General features: G+C 71.3%; 19 protein-coding genes and 2 pseudogenes. 14 read left to right on the top strand and 7 right to left on the bottom strand.

Annotation, left to right across the window (positions count from 1 at the left end; all coding sequences use genetic code 11):
• Nucleotides 1–104 precede the first annotated feature (104 nt).
• The 3 genes from AC5P1B_RS05865 to AC5P1B_RS05855 all read left to right on the top strand — a co-directional run bounded on the left by AC5P1B_RS05865 (nucleotide 105) and on the right by AC5P1B_RS05855 (nucleotide 4,732).
• Nucleotides 105–2,138, top strand: a complete 2,034-nt coding sequence (locus tag AC5P1B_RS05865) for a serine/threonine-protein kinase (RefSeq protein WP_493885295.1) — start codon at nucleotides 105–107, stop codon at nucleotides 2,136–2,138.
• Between the two features lie 104 nt (nucleotides 2,139–2,242).
• On the top strand, nucleotides 2,243–4,192 hold the full coding sequence (locus tag AC5P1B_RS05860; RefSeq protein WP_493885294.1) for a serine/threonine protein kinase: 1,950 nt from the start codon (nucleotides 2,243–2,245) through the stop codon (nucleotides 4,190–4,192).
• 216 nt (nucleotides 4,193–4,408) lie between these two features.
• Nucleotides 4,409–4,732, top strand: a complete 324-nt coding sequence (locus AC5P1B_RS05855; protein WP_493885292.1) for a DUF5955 family protein — start codon at nucleotides 4,409–4,411, stop codon at nucleotides 4,730–4,732.
• Nucleotides 4,733–4,861: 129 nt separating this feature from the next.
• Here the strand turns inward: AC5P1B_RS05855 and AC5P1B_RS05850 are convergent, their stop codons facing one another.
• Nucleotides 4,862–5,653, bottom strand: coding sequence for an IclR family transcriptional regulator (locus tag AC5P1B_RS05850; RefSeq protein WP_493885290.1), 792 nt, complete (start codon nucleotides 5,651–5,653; stop codon nucleotides 4,862–4,864).
• 474 nt (nucleotides 5,654–6,127) lie between these two features.
• On the opposite strand from AC5P1B_RS05850, the gene allB reads away from it, so the two are divergent.
• Nucleotides 6,128–7,447 (top strand): allantoinase AllB, encoded by a 1,320-nt coding sequence (allB, locus tag AC5P1B_RS05845; protein WP_493885451.1) that lies wholly within the window; start codon nucleotides 6,128–6,130, stop codon nucleotides 7,445–7,447.
• A 59-nt stretch (nucleotides 7,448–7,506) separates the two neighbouring features.
• On the opposite strand, the gene AC5P1B_RS05840 is transcribed toward allB, so the two are convergent.
• Nucleotides 7,507–7,719 (bottom strand): DUF6126 family protein, encoded by a 213-nt coding sequence (locus AC5P1B_RS05840; protein WP_493885288.1) that lies wholly within the window; start codon nucleotides 7,717–7,719, stop codon nucleotides 7,507–7,509.
• Complete coding sequence (locus tag AC5P1B_RS05835; RefSeq protein WP_493885286.1) at nucleotides 7,716–8,345, bottom strand: helix-turn-helix domain-containing protein; 630 nt, start codon at nucleotides 8,343–8,345, stop codon at nucleotides 7,716–7,718. The genes AC5P1B_RS05840 and AC5P1B_RS05835 overlap by 4 nt, the downstream gene beginning before the upstream one ends.
• A 162-nt stretch (nucleotides 8,346–8,507) precedes the next feature.
• On the opposite strand from AC5P1B_RS05835, the gene AC5P1B_RS05830 reads away from it, so the two are divergent.
• A complete protein-coding gene (locus AC5P1B_RS05830) occupies nucleotides 8,508–8,948 on the top strand; it encodes a ribonuclease (RefSeq protein ID WP_493885284.1) in 441 nt (146 codons plus the stop codon).
• Nucleotides 8,949–9,062: 114 nt separating this feature from the next.
• On the opposite strand, the gene AC5P1B_RS05825 is transcribed toward AC5P1B_RS05830, so the two are convergent.
• Genes AC5P1B_RS05825 through AC5P1B_RS05810 form a run of 4 tightly spaced genes read right to left on the bottom strand, consistent with a single transcriptional unit; the run spans nucleotide 9,063 to nucleotide 13,702 of the window.
• A complete protein-coding gene (locus AC5P1B_RS05825) occupies nucleotides 9,063–10,412 on the bottom strand; it encodes a GH1 family beta-glucosidase (protein ID WP_493885282.1) in 1,350 nt (449 codons plus the stop codon).
• 26 nt (nucleotides 10,413–10,438) lie between these two features.
• A complete protein-coding gene (locus tag AC5P1B_RS05820) occupies nucleotides 10,439–11,377 on the bottom strand; it encodes a carbohydrate ABC transporter permease (RefSeq protein WP_493885280.1) in 939 nt (312 codons plus the stop codon).
• A complete protein-coding gene (locus tag AC5P1B_RS05815) occupies nucleotides 11,370–12,371 on the bottom strand; it encodes a carbohydrate ABC transporter permease (RefSeq protein ID WP_493885278.1) in 1,002 nt (333 codons plus the stop codon). The genes AC5P1B_RS05820 and AC5P1B_RS05815 overlap by 8 nt, the downstream gene beginning before the upstream one ends.
• Nucleotides 12,372–12,382: 11 nt before the next feature.
• Nucleotides 12,383–13,702 (bottom strand): ABC transporter substrate-binding protein, encoded by a 1,320-nt coding sequence (locus tag AC5P1B_RS05810; RefSeq protein WP_493885276.1) that lies wholly within the window; start codon nucleotides 13,700–13,702, stop codon nucleotides 12,383–12,385.
• 138 nt (nucleotides 13,703–13,840) lie between these two features.
• Here AC5P1B_RS05810 and AC5P1B_RS05805 point away from each other — a divergent pair.
• From AC5P1B_RS05805 to AC5P1B_RS05765, 9 genes and pseudogenes are all read left to right on the top strand, one after another.
• Nucleotides 13,841–14,314: pseudogene (locus AC5P1B_RS05805) on the top strand (MarR family transcriptional regulator); the annotation flags it as partial.
• 537 nt (nucleotides 14,315–14,851) lie between these two features.
• A pseudogene (locus tag AC5P1B_RS05800) lies at nucleotides 14,852–15,589 on the top strand (ROK family protein); the annotation flags it as partial.
• A 99-nt stretch (nucleotides 15,590–15,688) separates the two neighbouring features.
• The gene (locus AC5P1B_RS05795; RefSeq protein ID WP_493885275.1) at nucleotides 15,689–16,672 is read left to right on the top strand and encodes a sugar kinase; all 984 of its coding nucleotides are present in this window, start codon (nucleotides 15,689–15,691) and stop codon (nucleotides 16,670–16,672) included.
• Between the two features lie 453 nt (nucleotides 16,673–17,125).
• Nucleotides 17,126–17,773, top strand: a complete 648-nt coding sequence (locus AC5P1B_RS05790) for a bifunctional 4-hydroxy-2-oxoglutarate aldolase/2-dehydro-3-deoxy-phosphogluconate aldolase (protein ID WP_493885273.1) — start codon at nucleotides 17,126–17,128, stop codon at nucleotides 17,771–17,773.
• A gap of 257 nt (nucleotides 17,774–18,030) precedes the next feature.
• A complete protein-coding gene (locus AC5P1B_RS05785; protein ID WP_493885271.1) occupies nucleotides 18,031–18,873 on the top strand; it encodes a transporter substrate-binding domain-containing protein in 843 nt (280 codons plus the stop codon).
• Between the two features lie 258 nt (nucleotides 18,874–19,131).
• The gene (locus AC5P1B_RS05780; protein ID WP_493885450.1) at nucleotides 19,132–19,851 is read left to right on the top strand and encodes a GntR family transcriptional regulator; all 720 of its coding nucleotides are present in this window, start codon (nucleotides 19,132–19,134) and stop codon (nucleotides 19,849–19,851) included.
• Between the two features lie 297 nt (nucleotides 19,852–20,148).
• A complete protein-coding gene (locus AC5P1B_RS05775) occupies nucleotides 20,149–21,120 on the top strand; it encodes a sugar ABC transporter substrate-binding protein (protein WP_493885269.1) in 972 nt (323 codons plus the stop codon).
• Between the two features lie 98 nt (nucleotides 21,121–21,218).
• The gene (locus tag AC5P1B_RS05770; protein ID WP_493885268.1) at nucleotides 21,219–22,229 is read left to right on the top strand and encodes a sugar ABC transporter substrate-binding protein; all 1,011 of its coding nucleotides are present in this window, start codon (nucleotides 21,219–21,221) and stop codon (nucleotides 22,227–22,229) included.
• Nucleotides 22,226–23,281: an ABC transporter permease gene (locus tag AC5P1B_RS05765; RefSeq protein WP_493885266.1), complete on the top strand. Its 1,056-nt coding sequence runs from the start codon at nucleotides 22,226–22,228 to the stop codon at nucleotides 23,279–23,281. The genes AC5P1B_RS05770 and AC5P1B_RS05765 overlap by 4 nt, the downstream gene beginning before the upstream one ends.
• The last annotated feature ends 98 nt before the right edge of the window (nucleotides 23,282–23,379 follow it).

Genomic DNA, 23,379 nt, shown 5'->3' with positions numbered 1-23,379 from the left:
CGTCCGCCCTCGGGGCCGGGGGCACCTTGCCGGCAGCCGCCGGGGAGGGGGAGCCGGGCCCCCGGGATCGGGGCGAGTGCGGCCGTGAACGGGGGAGGACGAAGGTGGCTGAGGTCTTCAAGGCGCTGGGGGAAAACGACCCGCGCCAGGTCGCGGGCTACCGGCTCGCCGCGAAGCTCGGCTCCGGCGGCATGGGCAAGGTCTACCTCTCGTACACCCCGGCCGGGCGTCCGGTGGCGATCAAGGTCGTGCGGCCCGACCTGAGCGAGGACCCCGAGTTCCGCAGCCGCTTCCGCCGGGAGGTGCTGGCGGCCAAGCGTGTCCACGGCCTGTACACCGCCCCCGTCATCGACAGTGAGACCGAGGGGGACACCCCGTGGCTCGCCACCGCCTACGTGCCGGGGCCCTCGCTCCAGTCGGTGATCGCCGACCACGGGCCGCTGCCCGTGCCCACCGTGCTGCTGCTCATCGCCGGGATGGCCGAGGCGCTCGCCGCCGTGCACGAGGCGGGCATCGTGCACCGCGACTTCAAGCCGTCCAACGTGCTGCTGGCCGCCGACGGCCCGCGCGTCATCGACTTCGGCATCTCCCGTGCCGCCGACGCCAGTTCGCTCACCGGCAGCGGCATGACCATCGGCACCCCGTCGTTCATGGCCCCCGAGCAGGCGGAGGCCACGGTCATCACGGAGGCCACCGACATCTTCGCCCTCGGCCAGGTCGCCTGCTTCGCCGCTTCGGGCACCCCGGCGTTCGGCGAGGGCACCCCGCACGGCGTCCTGTACCGCGTCGTCCACAAGAAGCCCGACCTCAGCGGCGTCCCGGCGGAACTGCGGGAACTGATCGGCAGCTGCCTCGCGAAGGAGCCCGCCGACCGGCCGGGCCCGGCCGAGATCATCGCGATGTGCCGGGCCGTCGCGCCGGGCGCCGAGCTGCGCCGGACGGACGACTGGCTGCCGAGCGCGGTGGCGTCGTCCCTCGGCAACCGGGCGGCGCAGCCCGCGCCGCCGGGCGCCTCGCCCATCGACGAGACGTTCGCACGGGAGAGCGCCCCCGACCGGCGGGCAGCGCCAGCCGACGCGCCAGCCGACGCCGACACCGGTGCGGGCCCGGACACGGGCGGCCGGTCGGAAGCGCCGGACGGGCGTACGGACGAGGACCGGGACGAAAGCGACGACGCGGCGGCCGCGGCCGGTCCTGGCGCGGGCGTCTTCGGCCCGCCGCCGGATGTCCCAGCCGGCGCTGTCAGCACGGCCGGTACGGGCAGCGCGGCCGGTACGGGCGGTCCGGAAGCGGCGGCGGGCGGCGCCGGTGCGTTCGGGGCGGCGCCCGAGGTCACCGGCCCCGCTGCCTTCGGCGCGTCGGCCTTCGGCGCCGCCGCCCATGCGGGAGACCCGCCGGGAGGTCCGACCACCCCCGGTCGCCGCGGCGGGAAGCGGTTCACCGCGCTGGTGGCCGCCGCACTGCTCGTCGTCGCCGTGGTCGGCGGCGGCGCGTACGTCCTCACCCAGGACGACGGCGACGGCGGGCAGTCCCAGGGTGAGGGAGGTCTTGACCCCGCGGGGAAACCCGACAACAAGCCCTCGGGCGACGCGAAAGACCCGCCCGGGGACCCGTCCGAAGACTCGCCCAAGGACCCCGCCAAGGACCCCTCCGACGCCCCGTCCGGGGGCACCGGTGAGCCGACGGACCCGCCGCGCGGCGGCGACCTGCCCGGTGTCACCGACCCGAAGGCCGTCGACTACGACGACATCTCGCTCCCCGACGGCTACCACCTGACGCTCGCGTCGGACCCGCCGCGCCCCGACAACTCCCGTTCCACGGACGGGGATTTCGCCTACGACCATCCGGAAGCCGGTGCGGGAAGCGTGCGCACGGGGCCGGGCGGCAAGCTGGTCCTGCTCAGGGACAACGAGTTCGGCTCCGCCGCCGCCTGCCGGGCCACCACGCGTTTCACCCCGGCCATCGGCCTCGACAAACTGCGGGTGGGGTCGCGGATCTGCGTGCTCGCCCCGTCCGGTGACATGGCTCTGATCACCTACCAGGGCGCAGCTCCCGTGGGTGACCCGAGTGACTACATCAGCCTCGACGTCACAGTTTGGCGTGATGCTCTGGGCGCGAACGTGAAGGATTCGGGTTAACCGCCCACAAGCTGGGTAGCGGCGTTGGCCGCTTCCGATAAGGTCACCGCTGTCGAGTGCAGGCATACAGCGCCGCCCTGAATGGGCCCGGGGGACGATAGTTGATGAATAGCGCGGATTCCGCAGGGGTGTTCAAGCCACTTGAAGGCGATGACCCGACCTCGGTCGCGGGTTACCGGCTGAGTGCGAAACTCGGTTCCGGCGGCATGGGCAAGGTGTACCTGTCGTACACGCCCGGCGGCAGGGCCGTCGCCATCAAGATCATCAGGCCGGAGTTCAGTGAGGACCCCGAGTTCCGGCGCCGCTTCCGGCAGGAGGTGAAGGCGGCCCAGCGGGTGCAGGGCCTGTACACCGCTCCCGTCATCGACAGCGACCCGGAGGGCCGTACGCCCTGGCTGGCCACCGCGTACGTGCCCGGCCCCTCGCTCGCCGAGTCGGTCAGCCTGCACGGCAAACTGCCGGTGTCCACGGTGCTGTTCCTCGTCGCCGGGATAGCCGAGGCGCTTCAGGTCATCCACGGCGCGGGCATCGTGCACCGCGACCTCAAGCCGTCGAACGTGCTGCTCGCCGACGACGGCCCGCGCGTCATCGACTTCGGTATCGCCCGCGCCGCCGACGCCACCTCGCTGACCAGCAGTGGCGTCACCGTCGGCACGCCGACCTTCATGGCCCCCGAGCAGGCGGCCGGAGCCAAGGTCACCCCGGCGACCGACATCTTCGCGCTCGGCCAGGTCGCCGCCTACGCGGCGATCGGCTCGCCCGCCTTCGGCGAGGGGACCTCGCACGGCGTGCTGTACCGCATCGTGCACGAGGACCCCGATCTGACGGGCGTGCCCGAGGAGTTGCGCGAGCTGGTCAGCGGATGCCTGCGAAAGGAGGCGTCGGCGCGGCCGTCCGTCGCCGACATCCTCCAGATGTGCCGGGTGGCCTCGGCCGAGACGCAGCTGCGCCGCCCGGAGGACTGGCTGCCGCGCGCCGTGGCCGCCGACATCAGCGGGCGCGCGCCCGCGCCCGCCCCCCGGCAGACGCCGCCGCCCCCGCACGCCGCCCCGGTGGCGGGCGTGGCCTCGATGCCGAACGTGGCGCCCACGCCGCTTCCTTCGCACGCCCCCGCCACGCCGCCGCCCACCCAGGCTCCGACGCCGCCGCCCGCGCAGGCGCCGGTCCCCGCGGCGTACGCGTACCCCCCGGCGCAGCCGCAGCAGTCGGCGCACCCGCAGCAGCCTGTTCAGCCGCAGGCCCAGCAGCCGGGGACGCCGCCGCCCGGCTACGGCCCGCCCGCCTTCTCCACGACGGCGCTTTCCACCCCGGTCGCCGGGCCCGGCGCCACGCACGACCCCGCCCCGCACCCCGGCACCTCCCTGGGTACCGTCGGGGTGGGCGCCCCGCCGTCCGTACGCAAGCGCGGCAAGGGCAAGGCCGTGGCCCTGGCTGTGGCGGGCCTGCTGGTCTTCGCCGCGGCGGGTGGCGGCACCGCGTACGTGCTGTTCAAGGACGACGACAAGAAGTCGGACCAGGCCGACGACAGCACGCGGAACGACAAGTCGAGCGAGGGCCCGTCCGCGGACACCGGCGGGACGCCGAGCGACGACGCGACGGACGACCAGGGCCAGGAGTCGGAGAAGCCGAACGTCGTCCCGAACCCGGAGCCCGTCCAGTTCAACGGCATCAACCTGCCGATCGACTACCACCTGTACTTCGCCGCTGATCCGGTGAAACCGGACAACAGCCCCGACACGGACCACGACTTCCGTTACTACGACAACTTCGGCACCAAGGAGGTGCACGCCGAGTCGACCGACTCCAAGCTGGTCCTGCTGAACAACGCGCAGGAGGGGTCCCTCGACACCTGCCGTGACGAGACCCGGTTCACCACCTCGATCGACTTCGCCCGGATCTCGAAGGGCTCGCAGATCTGTGTGCGGACCGGGTCCGGCCATATCGGTCTGGTGACCTTCAACGGCTTCGCTCCCAAGTCCGACCCCAGCGACTACATCAAGATCGACCTCACGGTGTGGCGCAACGTGCTTGAGGTCGACGAAGAGATGTCCTGATTCATCGTTCGCACCGTCCCCTGGCGACTGAATTTCGCCCTCTGTATAGCGCGCCGTGCGGAGAGTGGCGTTAACTGATCTGCGGCCTTCGCGTGCACCCGCGCGCGAAGGGCTGCGGGGCAGACACATGGGATGGGGAGACGGTCAGTGTTGCCAAGCGATGATGCGAGGTGCGGTGGGCCTTCCGAAGTCTCGGTACTGGAGGGCGCCGTAGCCGTGGAACACAGACGAGCGATCGGCATCGACGAGGACCCGAGAACGTCAGAACTGTGGCGTGCGGTATCCAGGTTACGCAGGGAGCTGGCCGCTTATCCGGCCGAGTTGCCTGACCGGTTGATAGCCGACGAGGAGCTGGCGGCTCTTGACGCGATGCTGCGCCAGGGGCGTCCCCAGGTGCCGGGGCTCCGTCGCTCGCTGCTGCTGATAGCCAGCGCCCTCGGCTCGGTGAGCGCGCTGAGTCATTCGATGACGGCGGTCCGGGTCGCGATAGACCAGTTCGGGGACATGTCCCACCAGCGGGAGCGTGACGGGGGCCGCTGAACCCCTGTGCTGGCCGGACCCGGCCGGGCCCGAGGCGCCCGGCCGCCCGGTCGATGGCGGGACAGCGGCGGGACGCCTGTTGTCCCGCCGCTCTCTTGTACGGGACGCGTGCTGGTGCGGGATGCCCGCTTATGCGGGGTTCGCGTTGGTGAGCGCCGCGGACAGGTCCACGGCGACCTCCTGGAGCAGCGGCACGATGGTGGCCGTCGCGGCCTCCGTGACCCGACCTGCCGGGCCTGAGATGGAGATGGCGGCGGCCGTGGGGGAGTCGGGCACGGTCACGGCGAGGCACCGCACGCCGATCTCCTGCTCGTTGTCGTCCACCGCGTACCCCGCTTCCCGCACCTGCCGCAGCGCGTCCAGGAAGCCCTCAGGCGTGGTGATCGTCTTGTCGGTGGCGGCCGGCATGCCGGTACGGGCCAGCAGGGCCCGCACCTCGTCGTCCTGCGTGTGGGCGAGCAGTGCCTTGCCGACGCCGGTCGAGTGCGGCAGCACCCGGCGGCCGACCTCGGTGAACATGCGCATGGAGTGCCGGGACGGAACCTGCGCGACGTAGACCACCTCGTCGCCGTCGAGCAGCGCCATGTTCGCGGTCTCGCCGGTCTCCTCCACCAGCCGGGCCAGGTAGGGCCGGGCCCACGTGCCGAGCAGCCGGGACGCGCTCTCGCCGAGCCGGATGAGCCGGGGCCCCAGCGAGTACCTGCGGTTGGGCTGCTGCCGTACGTAGCCGCATGCGACCAGGGTGCGCATCAGCCGGTGGATGGTGGGCAGCGGAAGGCCGCTGCTGCTCGACAGCTCACTCAGCCCGACCTCGCCTCCGGCGTCGGCCATCCGCTCCAGCAGGTCGAAGGCGCGCTCAAGGGACTGGACGCCACCCGAGTTGGCGGTGGCGGCGGTCGTGGAGCGGGCGGACGGCGGCACGTCGGCTTCCTTTCGAGGCGGGTGTGGTCGGCTGGCGCGCTGTGCGGCCCGGCAGACCGGCCAACCGGCAGCCTACCCGCCCCTGTAGCCCGCCACAGTGCCCTGTCCCCTGCTGTTATCGCCGGTAGCGGGCTGTTCGCCCGCATCGCCGAGGGCTGCGGCGGAGCGCGCTGTGGGCAGCCGTGGGGATAGCTACATTCTGCATTGTGGAAAGTAGATTCTATTTTGTGGAATCCTCCAGCAGGCAGGGAAGGGCCCCGTGGTGTCGGCCGTAACGTCAGGCCGGCTCTTGACGGGAAGCGGATGCCGCGTGAAGACTCCTTCAACAGAACGTTGAAATCGGCGGGAAAGCAGCGGAGGAGGGCCACCGTGTCCGAAGCGTCCGAGGGGTCACAGACGACCGGGGCCCGGCAGCCGGCCGCCGCGCCCGGTCCGGCTGGTGCGGCGGCCGGGCGGGATGCCGCTCGCGCCGATCTGGTGCTGCGCTCGACGCGCGTCGTGACGCCCGAAGGCACCAGGCCCGCGTCGGTCGCCGTCGCCGGGGGGACCATCGTCGCCGTGCTGCCCCACGACGCGCCGCCGCCCGGGGGCGCACGGGTGGTGGAACTGGGCGACGACGCCCTGCTGCCCGGCGTCGTCGATACGCACGTGCACGTCAACGACCCCGGCCGCACCGAGTGGGAGGGGTTCTGGACCGCGACCCGGGCGGCCGCCGCCGGGGGCGTCACCACCCTGCTCGACATGCCGCTCAACAGCCTTCCCCCCACCACGACCGCCGCGCACCTGGACGTCAAGCGGGACGTCGCCCGCCCGAAGGCCCATATCGACGTGGGCTTCTGGGGCGGAGCCATCCCCGGCAACGTCAAGGAACTGCGGCCGCTGCACGACGCGGGAGTCTTCGGCTTCAAGTGCTTCCTCTCGCCGTCCGGCGTGGAGGAGTTCCCGCAGCTCGACCGGGCGCAGCTGGTCAGCGCGCTGGAGGAGGTCGCGGGCTTCGACGGCCTGCTGATCGTGCACGCCGAGGACCCGCATCAGCTCGCCGGTGCCCCGCAGCCCAGCGGTCCCCGCTACGCGGACTTCCTCGCCTCCCGCCCCCGGGCCGCCGAGCACGAGGCCATAGCGACGCTGATCGCCGCCGCCAGGGAGGTGGGTGGCCGGGTGCACGTCCTGCATCTGTCCTCCGCCGACGCGCTGCCGCTGATCGCCGAGGCCAGGCGGGACGGCGTGCGGATCACCGTGGAGAGCTGCCCGCACTTCCTGACCCTGACGGCGGAGGAAGTCCCGGACGGGGCCACCGAGTTCAAGTGCTGCCCGCCGATCCGCGAGGCGGCCAACCAGGACGCCCTGTGGGAGGGGCTGCGGGACGGTGTCATCGACTGTGTCGTCTCCGACCACTCGCCCTGCACCGCCGAGCTGAAGACCGGCGACTTCGGCCAGGCGTGGGGCGGGATCTCCTCGCTCCAGCTCGGGCTGCCCGCCATCTGGACGGCCGCCCGCGACCGTGGCCACGGGCTGGCGGACGTGGCGCGCTGGATGTCCACCGCCCCGGCGGCGCTGGCCGGGCTCACCGCCAAGGGCGCCATCGAGGCGGGCCGGGACGCCGACTTCGCCGTCCTCGCCCCGGAGGAGACGTTCACCGTGGACCCGGTCGCGCTGCACCACCGCAACCAGGTGACCGCCTACGCCGGAAAGACGCTGCACGGTGTCGTCAGGTCGACCTGGTTGCGCGGCGAGAAGATCGTCGACGAGGGCGCGCTGGGCGCGCCCGCCGGACGGTTGCTTGAACGGCCCTGACGGTCCGCCGTGGTGGGGGAGGCGCCCGGGCTCCGGTGACCGCCCCCGCCGCCGGGCGGCTACTTGGCGCCGAGGTGGAAGAGGAGGAAGAGGAAGGCCGCGAAGATGTGGACACCCACGAGGTAGAAGGTGACCCGGATGGTCATGCCCCAGGGAGCCCGGTCCTCCTCGTTCATGGCCTCGTTGACGGGCTCGTTCGCGGTCGTGTTCGCGGCCTTGTCCATGGCTCCGTCCTCGTCCCCCTTGCCGGTGTCCGGTGTGCCGTCGCTCATGCTCTGACCGTCCTTCCGCGCTGGGTGTCATCGCCGAGGCAGAGTTCGGCCGCTCCGCTTTGCAGCAGCGTGTGGACGAACAGCAGTTCAGTGCCGCCCGCTGAGGCGGCCGCGATGCGGTGCGGGGTCAGCGAGTCGAAGTGGGCCGCGTCGCCGACGTCGAGGAGGTGTGCGGAGTCGCCGAGCGTCAGCCGCAGTCGCCCTCTAGTCACATACAGCCATTCCTCGCCCGGGTGCACCCGCACCAGGTCGTCCTGCGCACCCTGGCCGCGCGGCACGTACACGCGCAGGGCCTGCATCGCCCGGCCCGAGCCGCCCGCCCGCCAGTACGTCCAGCCTCCGGCTTGCGACGCCTCCATCCGCTTGGCGCGCAGGATCGGGTCCCGCTCCGGCGGCATCTCGCCGAGCAGGTCGGATACCGTGGTGCCGTACGTACGGGCCAGCGCGAGCAGCATGGGCAGTGAGGGCTGGCGGCGGCCGGTCTCCAGCCGGGAGAGGTGTGCCGGGGAGAGCCCGGCGCGCTGGGCGGCGGCCTCCAGCGTGAGTCCGCTGCGGCGCCGCAGGTCGCGCAGCCGGGGAGCGACGGTGGACAGCTCGCCTGCCGGTTCGTCGGGGAGCGTGGTCATGGTTCCGGTATAGGCCCCGCTGTGCCTGACAGGCAAAAGTTTTGCCTCTGGGGCAAAAACCTCGTCAGCCGGACAGGGTCTGCGTGAATCCTGTGAACTCCTGGGAAACATCCCCTTGTTGACGTTGACATGCCACTGTCTACGCGCGTCATGCTAGAGCGTATGAGAATTCCCCCACGGATCGCTCGGATCGGCGCCCTCGGCGCTCTCGCCTCGACCCTTCTCATCGGTGGACCCGCCGTAGCGGCCACCCCGGCCGCGCATACGGCCCCCGTCTCAGCGGCCTCTGTCTCGGCGGCCTCCGTATCCGTCGCCGCCGTCGGCGACATCTGCGCCTCGGAACTGCCGAAGGAAGCCCACGACACCCTGGACCTCATCGAGGCCGGTGGCCCCTACCCGTACCCGCAGGACGGCACCGTCTTCCAGAACCGCGAGGGTGTACTGCCTCAGCAGCAGGAGGGGTATTACCACGAGTACACGGTGAAGACGCCGGGCTCCGACGACCGCGGCGCCCGCCGCATCGTCACCGGGGACTCCGCCAAGGAGGACTACTACACCGCCGACCACTACGAGACCTTCGACCTCGTCGACTACGGCTGCTGACCCAGCCACGCGCGGACCAGCACCACAGAATCGAAGCGGCGGCCGGCCACCCCACCCCGGCCGCCGCTTCTCGTCCGCGTACCGCGCCCGGACGGCTTCCTCGCCGGTCGGCCGTCAGGCCGCCCGCTGGGCCTGGCGCTGGTGGGTGCGCACGATGTCCGCGTAGCGGTGGCCGCTGCCCTTGATGGTGCGTGCCTGGGTCGCGTAATCGACGTGGACGAGCCCGAAGCGCTTGTCGTAGCCGTACGCCCACTCGAAGTTGTCCAGCAGCGACCAGGCGAAGTACCCGGCGAGCGGGGCGCCGCGCTGGGCGGCGCGGGCGCAGGCGGCGAGGTGCTCCTCCAGGTAGCGGGTCCGCTCGGGGTCGTCGATGTGGCCGTCGGGGCCGACGGTGTCGCGGTAGGCGGAGCCGTTCTCGGTGACGTAGACGCGCCGCGCGCCGTACTCCTCCCGCAGCCGTACCAGCATCCGCTCAAGACCGTCCGCGTACACCTCCCAGCCCATGGCGGTGCACCGGGCACCGGGCGGGGTGACCTGCCGGGCGTGGGGGGCGGGACCCCGCGGATCGTCGGCGACGACGTTGCGGAAGTAGTAGTTGAGGCCGAGCCAGTCCAGCGGAGCGGCGATCGTCGCCAGGTCGCCGGGGCGTTCCGGCAGGTCCACGGCGTACAGCTCGCGCATGTCCGCCGGGTAGCCGCGGCCGTGCAGCGGGTCGAGCCACCAGCGGTTGGTGTGGCCGTCGCTGCGCAGGGCGGCGGCGATGTCGTCGTCGGTGGCGGGGTCGCAGGGGCCGAGGTTGTTGACGATGCCGACGCGGGCGCCCGGGGCCTGGGCCCGGATCGCCTGGGTGGCCAGGCCGTGACCGAGGTGCAGATGGAAGGAGGCGCGCACGGCGGCGGTGAGGTCGCTCAAGCCGGGCGCCATGGTGCCGTCGAGGTGGCCGATCCACGCCGAGCACAGCGGTTCGTTGAGGGTGATCCAGTCCGGCACCCGGTCGCCGAGCTTGGCCGCGACGACGGAGGCGTACGAGGCGAAGCGCTCGGCGGTCTCCCGCTCCGGCCAGCCGCCCCGGTCCTGGAGCGCCTGCGGCAGATCCCAGTGGTAGAGGGTGGCGAACGGGGTGATGCCCGCATCGAGCAGGCCGTCGACCAGCCGGTCGTAGAAGTCCAGCCCCGGCGCGTTGACCGGCCCTGAGCCGCCGGGGACGACCCGGGGCCAGGAGAGGGAGAACCGGTAGGCGGTGACGCCGAGTTGGCGCATCAGCGCGATGTCCTCGCGCCAGCGGTGGTAGTGGTCGCAGGCGGTGTCCCCCGTGTCGCCCGCGTGGGTGGCGCCGGGGGTGTGGCTGAAGGTGTCCCAGATGGAGGGCGCCCGGCCGTCGTCGGCGACGGCTCCCTCGATCTGGTAGGCGGAGGTGGCGACACCCCAGAGGAAGTCGGCGGGGAGCGAGTTCAGGTCGTTCACGCTGGTCACATCTGCCTTTCGGACGGTCACTTGACGGCGCCGGCGGTCAGTCCGGCCACGAGGTAGCGCTGGAGGAGCAGGAACCCGGCGACGACCGGCACGCTGACGACGAGCGAGGCGGCCATGACCTGGTTCCAGTAGACGTTGGTCTGGGTGGCGTAGCCCTGGAGCCCGACGGCGAGCGTCCGGGTGGTGTCGTTGGTCATGACGGAGGCGAACAGCACTTCGCCCCAGGCGGTCATGAACGCGTAGACGGAGACGGCGACGATGCCGGGCACGGCCGCCGGGACGACGACACGCAGCAGCGCGCCGAGCGGGCCGCAGCCGTCGACGAGCGCCGCCTCGTCGAGATCGCGGGGGATCGCGTCGAAGTAGCCGACGAGCATCCAGATGGAGAAGGGCAGCGAGAAGGTGAGGTAGGTCAGGATGAGCCCGCCGCGCGAGCCGTACAGGGCGATGCCCGTCGTGTTCCCGATGTTGACGAAGATCAGGAAGAGCGGCAGCAGGAAGAGGATGCCCGGGAACATCTGGGTGGACAGCACCGTGACCGTGAACAGGCGGCGGCCCCGGAAGCCGTAGCGGCTCACCGCGTACGCGGCGAAGACGGCCACCGTCACCGAGCACAGCGTCGCCGCGCCCGCGACGATCAGGGAGTTCACGAAGTAGCGGGCGAGGGGGACGGTGTCCCAGATATCGATGTACGGGCGGATGGTGAGGTTGTCCGGAATCCACTGGAAGGAGCCCTGCACGTCCTCCAGCGGCTTCAGCGAACTGCTCAGCATCACGTAGACGGGGGTGAGGGCGAAGACGGCCAGCAGGGTTAGCACGATCCGCCGGGTCCAGATGAAGGACGCCGGCGGCGCCGTGGGGGAGCGCCGCTTGACGGGGCGGGCGGGGAGGGCCGCGCCCGGTTCCGGCACCGGATCGGGCCCGGTGGGGGTACGCGTCTTGACGGCCTCAGACATCGGCGCTCTTCCTTCCCCGCGAGGTGATCAGCAGATATCCGGCCGTGACGACCAGCAGGAACAGCAGCAGGAGGACGGACATCGCCGCTCCGGCGCCGAAGTTCCAGGTCACGAACGACGACTGGTAGATGTGGATGGAGATCAGATCGGCGGCTTCCGGAGCCGACTCGCCGAACAGCACGTACGGCGTGTTGAAGTCGTTGAAGGTCCACAGGAACAGCACGAGCACCAGGACCTGGTTGACGGGCCGCAGCGCGGGCAGGGTGATCCGCCGGATCTGCTGCCAGATGCCCGCCCCGTCGAGCTGCGCCGCCTCGTAGCTCTCGCGCGGGATGTTCTGCGACGCCGCCATCAGGCACAGGAAGGCGAACGGCCACGAGCGCCAGACGGACACCACGACGAGCGCGATGAAGCTGTTGTCACCGATCAGCCAGAACGAGGGGCTGTCGGTCACCCCCAGCTGGTCGTGCAGCACGTGGTTCACCAGCCCGTTGTCCCGCTGGAACATGAACGACCAGGTGATGACGGCCGCGTAGACGGGCAGTGCGTACGGCACGAGGAAGACGGCACGCAGCAGGCCACGGCCGCGGAACCGCTCCTGCATCAGGATCGCCGCGGCCACGCCGAGCAGCCAGGACAGGCCGACGGCGAGCGTGGTGAAGGCGCACGTGACGACGAAGGAGTGGAGGAGCGCCTCGCCGACGGGGGCGTCGAAGTCGACCGCGACGCGGAAGTTCTCCAGCCCGGCCCAGGGCGCCGACGACCAGTCCCGGATGGAGAACTGCGTGAGCTCCTTGAAGCTCATCACGATACCGACGCCCATCGGGATGAGGTGGATGAGGAGTTCGAGGGCGAGGGCGGGCAGCAGCAGGAGATAGGGCAGCGCGGAGTGGCGCATTCGCGCGGGTACGCGCGCGCGTACCCGGCGGGGCGGTCGCGCGGGCTCCTCGCGCCCGGGCTCCGCGGGCGCGTCGCTTCCGGTGGTGACGGACATCGGGGACGCCCTCACTTCGGCATCTGCTGCTGGGCCTTGGCGAGGCGGTCCCTGACGCTGCCCTCGGTGACGGAGCGCCCTGCGGCGGCGTCGGCGAACAGCTCCTTCATGGCGGTGCCGACAAGGGTCTCGAACTGGCTCTCGTGGGGGACCTGGGGCAGCGGTGCGGCGCTCTGGGTGAGGGTGTCGCGCAGCACCGTCAGGTCGGGCGTGCCGAACGCCTTGTCCCGCTGCGCGGCCTTGACGGGGGGCAGCGAGCCGAACGCGGCGTTGAGGGTCCGCTGCTCCTCGGTGCTCGTCATGAAGTTCACGAACTTCAGGGCGCCGTCGCGGTTGTCGGTGTTCTTGAAGACGGCCAGATTGATGCCGGCGACCATGGAGTTGACGCCTTGGCCGCCGGTCGCGCTCTTGGTCCCGAGGGGGATGGGCGCCACGCCGTAGTCGCCGCTCTTCATGCCGTGCGACCGCAGCGTGGAGGCCGCCGCCTGCCACATCAGCATGGCCGACTTGCCGGTGGCGAAGTCCCGCAGCGACTGGTTCGCGGCGTACTCGGCGCCGCCGGGCGCGGCGATCTTGTCCTTGGCCATGAAGTCGATGTACCGCTTGACCGCCTTCACCGCTTGTGGGCTGTCGAAGTGCGGCTTGCCCGAGGCGTCGAAGAAGTCCGTGCCGTGCTGCTTGGCGAAGACGAACGCGTGGTGGGCGTTCTCCGCGAGGTTGGCGCCCTCGATGGCGAGCCCGTAACGGCCTTCGCCGGTGAGCTTCTTGCCCGTGGTGACGAGTTCGTCCCAGGTGGCCGGGGGCGTCGTGACACCGGCGTCCTTGAACCGCTGCTTGTGGTAGTAGAGGGCGTACGCGAGCGAGTACAGCGGCACGGCCGTCGGGGGCTCGCCCTTCGCGCCGGTGGCGGCCAGGGCCGAGGGCACGAACCGCTGGGCGCCGCCGGTCTTCTCCAGCGTGGCCTGGTCGAAGGGCATCAGGGCTCCGGTGGCCTGGAGCGAGGCGGACCAGGTGTTGCCGATGTTGAGGACGTCCGGGCCCTGCCCTGACGCGGTGGCGGCGAGAATCCGGTTGAGCAGGTCGGCCCAGGGGATGACTTCGAGCTTGACCTTGATGCCGGTCCGCTTCTCGAACTTCTTCAACTCGGGGCCGAGCACCGACTTGTCATGGCTGAGGCTGCTGCCCTGGTTGCTGGCCCAGTACGTCAGCGTCCTCGGGTTGTCGTTGCTGGCGCTGTCACTGGTCGCGGTGCCGCCGCCGCAGCCTGTCGCGGTCGCGGCGGTGAGTGCGGTGGCGATGGCGGCGGCTACGGCCGTTCGGATTCTGCGCATGATTGTGGCCCCTCTCCGGGGTTGCTCGTTCGGCCTCTGAACGACATCACGGCTAATCTCAGGCCGTGAGTTAAGTAGTGAGAGAAGTAGCCGTCAAGAGCGCGCGCGAGGGTAGGTTCGGGGCGGGAGGGAACCACCATGCGCGAAACACCTCGCCGCACCGTGCGCGACCTGCGGCGCTCCAACCGCTCGGCCGTGCTGCGGCACTTGTACTTCGAAGGCCCTTTGAGTCGACAGGAGTTGGGGCCGGCCACCGGACTGAGTTCGGGATCGGTCAGCAACGTCGTCGGCGAGCTGGTCGCCGACGGTCTGGTGGAGGAGGCCGGTTCGGTCGGCTCCGACGGCGGGCGGCCCCGCACGCTGCTGCGCGTCGCCCCGCGCAGCGCTCTGCTCATCGGCGTCGACGTGGGCGAGACCCGCGTCCGCGTCGAGCTGTTCGACCTCGCGCTCACCGAGCTGGCCCGCACCGAGCGGCCACTGTCCGACCACGGCCACGACGTCGCACACGTCGTCCGGCTGATTCTGGACGGCCTGACCGCGGTGCTCGCCGACGCGGGGGCGCCGGCCGCTGACGTGCTCGGCGTGGGCATCGGTGTGCCCGGCATCGTGGACGCGGGATCGGCCCCCGGACCCCGGCCGGGACCGCGGGGCGCTGTCGCGGGCGCCGCCCTGGCCGGGCCGGGCCCCGGTGTGTGGTCAGGGGCCGGTCCGGCGGCGGGCGGTACGGGCACGTCCGGCCCCGGCGGGTATCCGGGGTGGCGCGCCCGCGGCCCCGCCGTGCCTCACCCGGGCGCGGACGCTGACGGCACGTCAGGCGATGGGGCCCATGCGGGATCGGGCGGTGACGGGGAGCCGGGGACACACGACGGGAGGCGGGGCAGCGCGAACGCACAAAACGACGTTAACGCGGCGAAAGCGCCCAGCGGGGAAGGCTCGTGCGGTGGCGTGCGCCCATCTCGCGGCGGTGCCCCCTGGGACGTCACGGCGCGCCCGCCAACCGGCGTGCCTCCACGTGCTGGTGACGGTACGTATGACACCGGGACGGGGGGAGAGCGAGCCGACGGGTACGCGCCCCCAGGCGCGCGTACCCGCGAGGAGGCGGGCCCGTACGGCATGGCCGACGGGTACGGACCGGCCGGAGGTCACGGCGGCGCCGTGGTGCACGGGCAGGCGGTCGGCTGGGACGCGGTGCCCCTGGAGGCGCTGCTGCGCCGCTCCACGGACCTGCCGCTGTTCATCGACAACGGGGCCAAGACCCTCGGCCAGGCGGAGATGTGGTTCGGCGCCGGGCGCGGCGCCAGGAACGCCGTCGTCGCGCTGCTCGGCTCAGGTGTCGGCGCCTGCGTCGTCGTGGACGGTAGCCCTTACCGGGGTGCGACCAGCAGCGCGGGCGAATGGGGCCACACCACGGTGCGGGTCGGGGGCCGCCGCTGCCGCTGTGGCGCGCACGGCTGCCTGGAGGCGTACGTCGGGGCGGAGGCGCTGCTCGACCGGTGGCGCGAGGCGGGCGGCCGACCGCCGGACGGCGACGAGGAGTCCGCCGTGGTCGCGTTGCTCGACGCGGCGGCGCGGGACGACGAGACGGCGTCGGCGCTCCTGGCCGAGACGGTGGAATACCTCGGCGCGGGCATCGCGAATCTGGTCAACCTCTTCAATCCGGAACGGATCGTGCTCGGTGGCTGGGCGGGGCAGTTGCTGGGACCGACGCTGCTTCCGGCGGTACGGGCGGCGGCCGCCTCGTACGCCCTGGCGCACCCCTTCGAGCGCGCCACCATCGAACTTGGCCGCCTGGGCACCGACGCGGTCACCGTCGGAGCCGCCACGCTGCCCCTCGCGCGCTGGCTCGCCCGGGGCGGCGCACCGGCGCGCCGGGACGCGCCGGTGTGAAATCCGGCGGAACCGGAGGCGCCCCCGAGGGTTCGTATGTCAGTGCTAGCGGATAGCGTTTCGGTAGGAATACCTTTCGAGGAGGTTAAGGAGGCATCGGTGACAAACACCCCGGAGGCGGCGCTCGGCCCTGAGGTGGTCACGTGCGGCGAAGCCATGCTCCTCATGCTGGCGGAGCCGGGTGTTCCACTGGACCGGGCGACCCATTTCCGGCGTGCCGTCGCCGGGGCCGAGTCCAACGTCGCTGTGGGCCTCGCCCGGCTCGGTCACCGGGTGCGCTGGTTCGGCCGGGTCGGCGCCGACCCGGCGGGTGACACGGTGCTGCGCGAACTGCGGGCGGACGGTGTGGATGTCAGCCGGGTGGACGTGGACGAGCAGGCCCCCACCGGCCTGTTGCTGCGGGACAGCCATCCGGGCCGCGCGATATCGGTCCAGTACTACCGCGCGGGCTCGGCCGCCGCCCATCTCACAGCCGGGCACATCCGCCCCGACCTGCTCACGGACACCAGACTGCTGCATCTGTCGGGCATCACCCCGATGCTGTCATCGACCGCGGCGGCCGCCACCCAGCGGCTCGTCGAACTGGCCCGCGCGGCAGGGGCGGTGATCTCCTTCGACCCCAACATCCGGCACAAGCTGGGCGGTGCCGCCCAGTGGGCGCAGACGGTGGGGCCGCTGCTGACCGAGGCGGACCTGCTGTTCGCCGGGGAGGACGAGCTGGAGCTGCTGACCGCTCAGCCCGCCGACGAGGCCGCCGCCGAGCTGCTGACCGGGCGGGCGCAGGTCGTGGTGATCAAGCGGGCGGACCATTCGGCCACGGCCTTCACCGGCGACGGCCGCTGGGACCAGCCACCGTTCGCGGTCCCGGTCGCGGACCAGGTCGGCGCCGGTGACGCCTTCGCGGCGGGGTATCTTTCCGGCTGGCTGCGCGGAGTGCCGCCGCCACGCGCCCTCGCCGAGGCGGCGTGCGTGGCCGCGCTCGTCATCCAGTCCGCCACCGACACCGACGGCCTGCCCAGCCCGGCCGCGCGGGATCGGGCGCTGGCGGCCTACACCGAGGGGACCGAAGCCGTGCATCGCTGACCTCGGAGGCCGCGGACACCCGCGCCTGTGCTCGTCGCATGCCGGGGCACCGACACGCTTCGCGACATGCCCCTGGCAAGTCCGGCGCGTGAAAGGGCCACGTCGCGACCGGGCGGGCCGTGAGCGCGGCGGCGGCTCAGGACCGGGCACCCTCCTCACCACGCTGCCGCCAGCGGGATTCAAGCCCGGCACACGACGATGCGAGATCATCGCGAGACGACACACCGGCTCACGGTCCCCGCACCGACGCCGGGCCCCGTAGCGCACCACCCCGGGAACCCGCTTCACAGGTCCGTACGCCAGGCTTCAGACACACCGCAGGAGACCGCGCGCAGCACACCAGCACCACCTTGCGCACCTCGGACCCCTCACCATGAGACACCGCGAGACACCGCGAGTCCGGACCACCTGCCCAGACCACCTACCGCAAGCGAAGAAGGGCGGCGAACTGCCGTGTACCGCTGGGAGATCACCCAGGCCGCGCTCGAACAGCGGGTCTTCGCTGTCATCCGCAGCGACAGTTACGACCACGCCACGATCACGGCGGACACGCTGCTCTCAGCCGGGATCACCAGCCTGGAGATCTCACTGACCACCCCGTTCGCGCTGGAGGCCATCACCACTCTCACCCGGGAGGTCGGCGCCGACGCGGTGATCGGCGCGGGCACGGTGCTCGACGCGACGTCCGCGCGCATGGCCGTGGACGCGGGGGCGCAGTACCTGGTCTCCCCGAGCCTGGACGCCGCCGTCATCCGCACCGGCCACCGCTACGGTCTTCCCGTCTTCCCCGGCGTCGCCACCCCGACCGAGATGGTGCAGGCGATGGAGCTGGGCGCCGACGCGCTGAAGCTCTTCCCCGCGTCCGGCCATGGGCCCGGCTGGCTGCGTGATGTGCGCGCGGCCCTTCCGCAGGCGGCCCTGCTGCCCACGGGCGGGGTGACCCTGGCCGACGCCCCCGACTGGATCGCCGCAGGGGCGGTCGCCTGCGGCATCGGGGCGGCCCTCTCGCAGGGCGACCGGGACCTGGTGGCCAAGCGGGCGACCGACCTGCTGGCCCGGCTCGCGGACGCGGCCGCGCAGGGGTCCGGCGCCGAGGCCTAGCGGGGGCGGGCGGCGGGACCGGCGGCACGGGGCCGGCGGCCGGGACCGGTCGGCCCGTTCAGCGGCCGGGACCGCGCGCGTGCTGGTTCCGCTCACTGACTGGCCGCGCTCAGTGACTGACCCCGCTCACCGACTGATCCCGTTCGCCGGCCGGTCCCGCTGCCCGTCGTCTCAGCCGCTGACCGGCGGGTTCTCCCCGGGCGTCCCGTCTGCCACGCTGAGCACGCCGTGATCATGCGCCCGCCCGAGGAGTTGCCATGCGCCGTGCCGTCCCCCTGACCGCCCTCGCCGCCGTGCTCGCCGCCACAGTGGCGGGCTCCGCCCTCGCCGCCGGTCCCGCCGCCCCCGGAAAGGACGCGTCGCCGCAGGTCCGGGAGACCAAGCGGCCGCATGGCTCGCTGCTTGACGCCGTGCCACGCACGGGGCGGCTGCGGGTCTGCACGACCGGCGACTACCGGCCCTTCACCCATCTCGGCGAGAAGAGCGGCACGTACACGGGCATCGACATCGAGATGGCCGGTGACCTGGCGGAGAGCCTGGACGCCAAGCCCCGCTTCGTGCCCACGACCTGGGCGAAGCTTGTGGGCGACGTCGCCGCGGGGCGGTGCGATGTCGGCATGGGCGGGGTCTCCATCACCTTGCCCCGTGCCCGCGAGGTGTCCTTCAGCGAGCCGTACCTGACCGACGGCAAGACGCCCATCGTGCGCTGCGAGGACGAGTCCGCCTACCAGACGCTTGAGCAGATCGACCAGCCCACCACCCGCGTGGTCGTCAACCCGGGCGGCACCAACGAGCAGTTCGCCCGGGCCCACATCAAGCGGGCGCCCATCACCGTGCACCCGGACAACAAGACCATCTTCGACGAGATCATCGCGGGCCGCGCCGACGTGATGATGACGGACGCCAGCGAGACCCGCTACCAGGCCAAGATCCACCCTGAGCTGTGCGCGGTCCATCCCGACAAGCCGTTCTCCTTCTCGGAGAAGGCGTACGCCCTGCCGCGCGGCGACCAGGAGTTCAAGGAGTACGTCGACCAGTGGGTGCGTCTCGCCACCCACGACGGCACGTACCAGAAGTACGCGGACGCCTGGATGAAGTGACGCGGGCCCCGGACCCCGGGGTGACCGCTTCCCGTCGCTCATCGCCGAGTCGCCGAGTCGCCGAGTCGCCGGGGCGCGGGGCGAGACCTCAGGGGCCGGTGTCTCCCGGCTGATTCCGCCCGCTTCCGGATCAGTCTTTGTCCGGACAATCGGACTTCACGACTTCCCGTCATCATCAGGTCCGGATACGCTCGGCCCGTGGCAAAGCAAGCAGACTCCGCGGCCGCGTCGGGTTCCGCGGCCGCCCTTCAGTTCAGCATGGACCGTGGCAGCCCCGTTCCGCTGTACTTCCAGTTGTCTCAGCAGCTTGAGGCCGCGATCGAGCAGGGCAAGCTCGCGCCCGGCAGTCTCCTCGGCAACGAGATCGACCTCGCGGGGCGGCTCGGGCTGTCCCGGCCGACCGTGCGGCAGGCCATCCAGTCGCTGGTCGACAAGGGCCTGCTGGTCCGCCGTCGCGGCGTAGGCACCCAGGTCGTGCACAGTCAGGTCAAGCGCCCACTGGAGCTGAGCAGCCTCTACGACGACCTGGAGGCCGCCGGGCAGCGGCCCGCGACCCGGGTGCTGCGCCACACCGTCGAGCCGGCGTCCGCCCAGGTGGCCGCCGCGCTCGGGGTGCCGGAGGGCGCCGACGTGGTGCTGGTGGAGCGGTTGCGGCTGGCGCACGGCGAGCCCATGGCGTATCTGCGCAACCACCTTCCCGGCGGACTGCTGTCGCTGGACAGCGCGCGGCTTGAGGAGACCGGCCTGTACCGGCTGATGCGCGCGGCCGGGATCACGCTGCACAGCGCGCGGCAGGCCGTCGGCGCCCGCGCGGCGACCGCGGAGGAGGCGGAGCGGCTGGCGGAGCCGGAAGGCGCGCCGCTTCTGACGATGGAGCGGACTACCTTCGACGACACCGGACGGGCGGTCGAGTTCGGCTCGCACACCTACCGGGCCTCGCGCTACGCCTTTGAGTTCCAGCTGCTCGTACGTCCCTGACCTCGGATGATGACCCCTGGGCGGCCTGCCGTCCGGGGGTCTTTCCGTGTGCCCGCCGACACGGCTCTTCGTAAGAATGTTCTGACAAAGTATTGACGAGGTGCGGCGCGCGCCGTTAGAACTCCTCCAGCCGCAATCACGCGGCCCGGGAGGGAAGGCGGTTCCACCATGGCGCGTACCCGCAGACCTCGTAGCACCCGCACGGCAGCCCGTACGGCGCCCCGCGGCGTGCCCCGCGCGGCTCGTACGGGACGTACAGGTCGTACAGCTGGTACGACGCGTACAGCGCGTACGGCGGTGGTCCTCGCGGCGGGTGCCGCGCTGGCGCTCGCCGGGTGCAGCGACTCCGGCGGCAAGGGCGACGAGAACTCCTCCGGCGAGGCGAAGGGCGGCAGGGGCGTGAACACCCCGCGCCTCACCGTCGCCATGGTCAGCCACTCCGGCGAGGGCGACACCTTCTGGGACATCGTCCGCAACGGCGCAGAGCAGGCGGCGGCCAAGGACAACGTGAAGTTCCTCTACGCGGGCAACAAGGAGGGCGACGAGCAGGCGCAGCTCATCCAGACCTACATCGACCAGAAGGTCGACGGTCTGATCGTCACCCTCGCCAAGCCCGAGGCGGTCAAGGACAGCGTCGCCAAGGCCGTCAAGGCCGGGATACCGGTCGTGACGATCAATTCCGGCGGCCAGTTCTCCGGGGTCTACGGCGCGCTGAACCACATCGGGCAGGACGAGTCCGTCGCCGGTGAGGCGGTCGGCGAGGAGCTGGCCGAGCGTGGCAGGAAGAAGGCCCTGTGCGTCATCCACGAACAGGGCAACGTCTCCCTGGAGGACCGCTGCGCGGGTGTGCGGAAGGGCTTCAGCGGAGAGGTGAGCAACCTCAATGTCGAGGGGACCAACATGCCCGACGTCCTGTCCGCCCTTGAGGCCGAGCTCCAGTCCGACGACGCGATCGACGCCGTCGTCACGCTGGGCGCGCCGTTCGCCGACGCCGCCGTCAAGGCCAAGCGGCAGGCCGGCAGCGACGCCGAGGTCGACACCTTCGACCTCAACGCCGCCGTCGTGAAGCAGCTGGCGGCCGAGGACATCGGCTTCGCCGTCGACCAGCAGCCCTACCTCCAGGGATATCTCGCCGTCGACGAGATCTGGCTGTACAAGACCAACGCCAACGTGGTGGGCGGAGGCAAGCCGGTCCTCACCGGCCCTGCCATCGTCACCGGAAAGGACGTGCCGAAGCTGGAGAAGTACACCGCTCGCGGGACCCGCTGAACCCCCGCCGAGCAGCAGTGACGGATACTTGGGCGGCCGGCCCTGCCGATCGGTAAACCGGCCGCACCGTGACGATCAGTGAAGAAGGGCAAGTCCTCGTGGCAAGGGTTCGGACAGGGGTACGCGCGATGAGCGCCGTGCTGGCAGCGGTGGTCGGCGCGACCCTTGCGGGATGCAGCAGTACGGGCGGGAAGCGCGCCGAAGAGCGGGCGGCCCAGTCCGCACAGGGTCGCGCGGCGGTTGACACGCCGCGCTGGACCATCGCGATGGTCACTCACTCGGGCGATGGTGACACGTTCTGGGACATCGTCCGCAACGGCGCCGAGCAGGCCGCCGTCAAGGACAACATCAAATTGCTGTACGCACACAGTGACGAAGGGCAGCAGCAGAGCGAGCAGGTCCAGACGTACATCGACCAGAAGGTCGACGGCCTGATCGTCACGCTCGCGAAGCCCGACGCCATGAAGACCGTCGTCGCCAAGGCCAGGAAGGCCGGTATCCCGGTCATCACGGTCAACTCCGGATCGGAGGAGTCCAAGGCGTTCGGCGCCCTCAGCCACATCGGCCAGGACGAGTCCATCGCGGGTGAGGCGGTCGGCGAGGAGCTGAACAAGCGCGGCAAGAAGAAGGCCCTGTGTGTGCTGCACGAGCAGGGCAACGTGGGCCATGAGCAGCGCTGCGACGGCACCAAGAAGACCTTCGACGGCGAGCTGACGAACCTCTACGTCGAGGGCACCAACATGCCCGACGTGCTCTCCGCCATCGAGGCCAAGCTGCAGTCCGACGACGATATCGACTCCGTCGTCACGCTGGGCGCGCCGTTCGCCGACACCGCGGTCAAGGCCAAGGAGCAGGCGGGCAGCGACGCGGAGATCGACACCTTCGACCTGAACGAGAAGGTCGCCAAGGGTCTGCAGAGCGGCGACCTCGGCTTCGCCGTCGACCAGCAGCCCTACCTCCAGGGCTACGAGGCGGTGGACCTGCTGTGGCTGTACAAGTACAACGCGGACATGCTCGGCGGCGGCCAGCCGGTGCTCACCGGCCCGCAGATCGTCACGAAGGACGACGCCGGTGACCTCGCCGAATACACGAAGCGGGGGACGCGATGAGTACCTCGATAAAGGCCGACCCCGGCCTGGCCGTCATGGATGACCGGCTGCTGCACCAGTCGGTGCTGCGCCGCATGATGAGCCGCCCGGAGCTGGGCGCCGTGGTCGGCGCGGTCGCCGTGTTCGTCTTCTTCGCCGTCATCGCCGACAACTTCCTCCAGCTGTCGAGCCTGTCCACGGTCCTGTACGCGTCGTCGACCATCGGGATCATGGCGGTGCCGGTCGCGATGCTGATGATCGGCGGCGAGTTCGACCTCTCCACCGGTGTCGGCGTCACGACCTCCGCACTGGTCTCGTCGATGTTCAGCTACCAGATGACGGCCAACGTCTGGGTCGGTGTCGGGGTGTCGCTGCTGGTCAGCCTCGCCATCGGCTGCTTCAACGGCGTCGTTCTGGTCCGTACGGGACTGCCGAGCTTCATCATCACGCTCGCCACGTTCCTGATGCTCACCGGTATGAACCTCGGCTTCACCAAGGTGATCAGCGGCACGGTCTCCACCAAGACCATCGGCGACATGGAGGGCTTCGAGTCGGCCCGTAAGATCTTCGCCTCGCAGCTGACCATCGGCGACGTGAACCTCAAGGTCACCATCCTGTGGTGGATCGGCCTGGTCGCCGTCGCGACCTGGATTCTGCTGCGCACCAGGGCCGGGAACTGGATCTTCGCGTCCGGCGGCAACGCCGACGCGGCCCGCGCGGTGGGCGTCCCTGTGGCCCGTACGAAGATCGCCCTGTACATGGGCACCGGCTTCGGCGCCTGGGTGCTCGGGCAGCACCTGCTGTTCTCGTTCGACGTCGTGCAGTCCGGCGAGGGCGTGGGCAACGAGCTGCTGTACATCATCGCGGCCGTCATCGGCGGCTGTCTGATGACCGGCGGCTACGGCTCTGCCATCGGCGCCGCCGTCGGCGCCCTGATCTTCGGCATGACGAACAAGGGCATCGTGTACGCGCGGTGGGAGGCCGACTGGTTCAAGTTCTTCCTCGGCGCGATGCTGCTGCTGGCCACCCTGCTCAACGCGTGGGTGCGGAAGCGGGCGGAGGCGACCAAGTGAGCGAGCGGAACGACAAGGCGCAGGCAGAAAAGGCCCAGAACGACAAGGCCCAGAACGACAAGGTCCCGAGCGACAAGGTCCCGAGCGAGAGCGCGCGG

It is taken from the genome of Streptomyces sp. A01 (genome assembly GCF_059026195.1).
The sequence above is the reverse complement of the archived record's forward strand: the minus strand, read 5'-3'. Positions and strand labels throughout refer to the sequence as shown.

Bases quoted from the DNA above. Each gene is read 5' to 3' on its own strand.
- AC5P1B_RS05860 (WP_493885294.1), top strand. From the start codon at position 2,243: ATGAATAGCGCGGATTCCGCAGGGGTGTTCAAGCCACTTGAAGGCGAT.
- AC5P1B_RS05840 (WP_493885288.1), bottom strand. From the start codon at position 7,719: ATGAGCGACGGCACACCGGACACCGGCAAGGGGGACGAGGACGGAGCC.
- AC5P1B_RS05835 (WP_493885286.1), bottom strand. From the start codon at position 8,345: ATGACCACGCTCCCCGACGAACCGGCAGGCGAGCTGTCCACCGTCGCT.
- AC5P1B_RS05830 (WP_493885284.1), top strand. From the start codon at position 8,508: ATGAGAATTCCCCCACGGATCGCTCGGATCGGCGCCCTCGGCGCTCTC.
- AC5P1B_RS05820 (WP_493885280.1), bottom strand. From the start codon at position 11,377: ATGTCTGAGGCCGTCAAGACGCGTACCCCCACCGGGCCCGATCCGGTG.
- AC5P1B_RS05815 (WP_493885278.1), bottom strand. From the start codon at position 12,371: ATGTCCGTCACCACCGGAAGCGACGCGCCCGCGGAGCCCGGGCGCGAG.
- AC5P1B_RS05810 (WP_493885276.1), bottom strand. From the start codon at position 13,702: ATGCGCAGAATCCGAACGGCCGTAGCCGCCGCCATCGCCACCGCACTC.
- AC5P1B_RS05785 (WP_493885271.1), top strand. From the start codon at position 18,031: ATGCGCCGTGCCGTCCCCCTGACCGCCCTCGCCGCCGTGCTCGCCGCC.
- AC5P1B_RS05780 (WP_493885450.1), top strand. From the start codon at position 19,132: ATGGACCGTGGCAGCCCCGTTCCGCTGTACTTCCAGTTGTCTCAGCAG.
- AC5P1B_RS05765 (WP_493885266.1), top strand. From the start codon at position 22,226: ATGAGTACCTCGATAAAGGCCGACCCCGGCCTGGCCGTCATGGATGAC.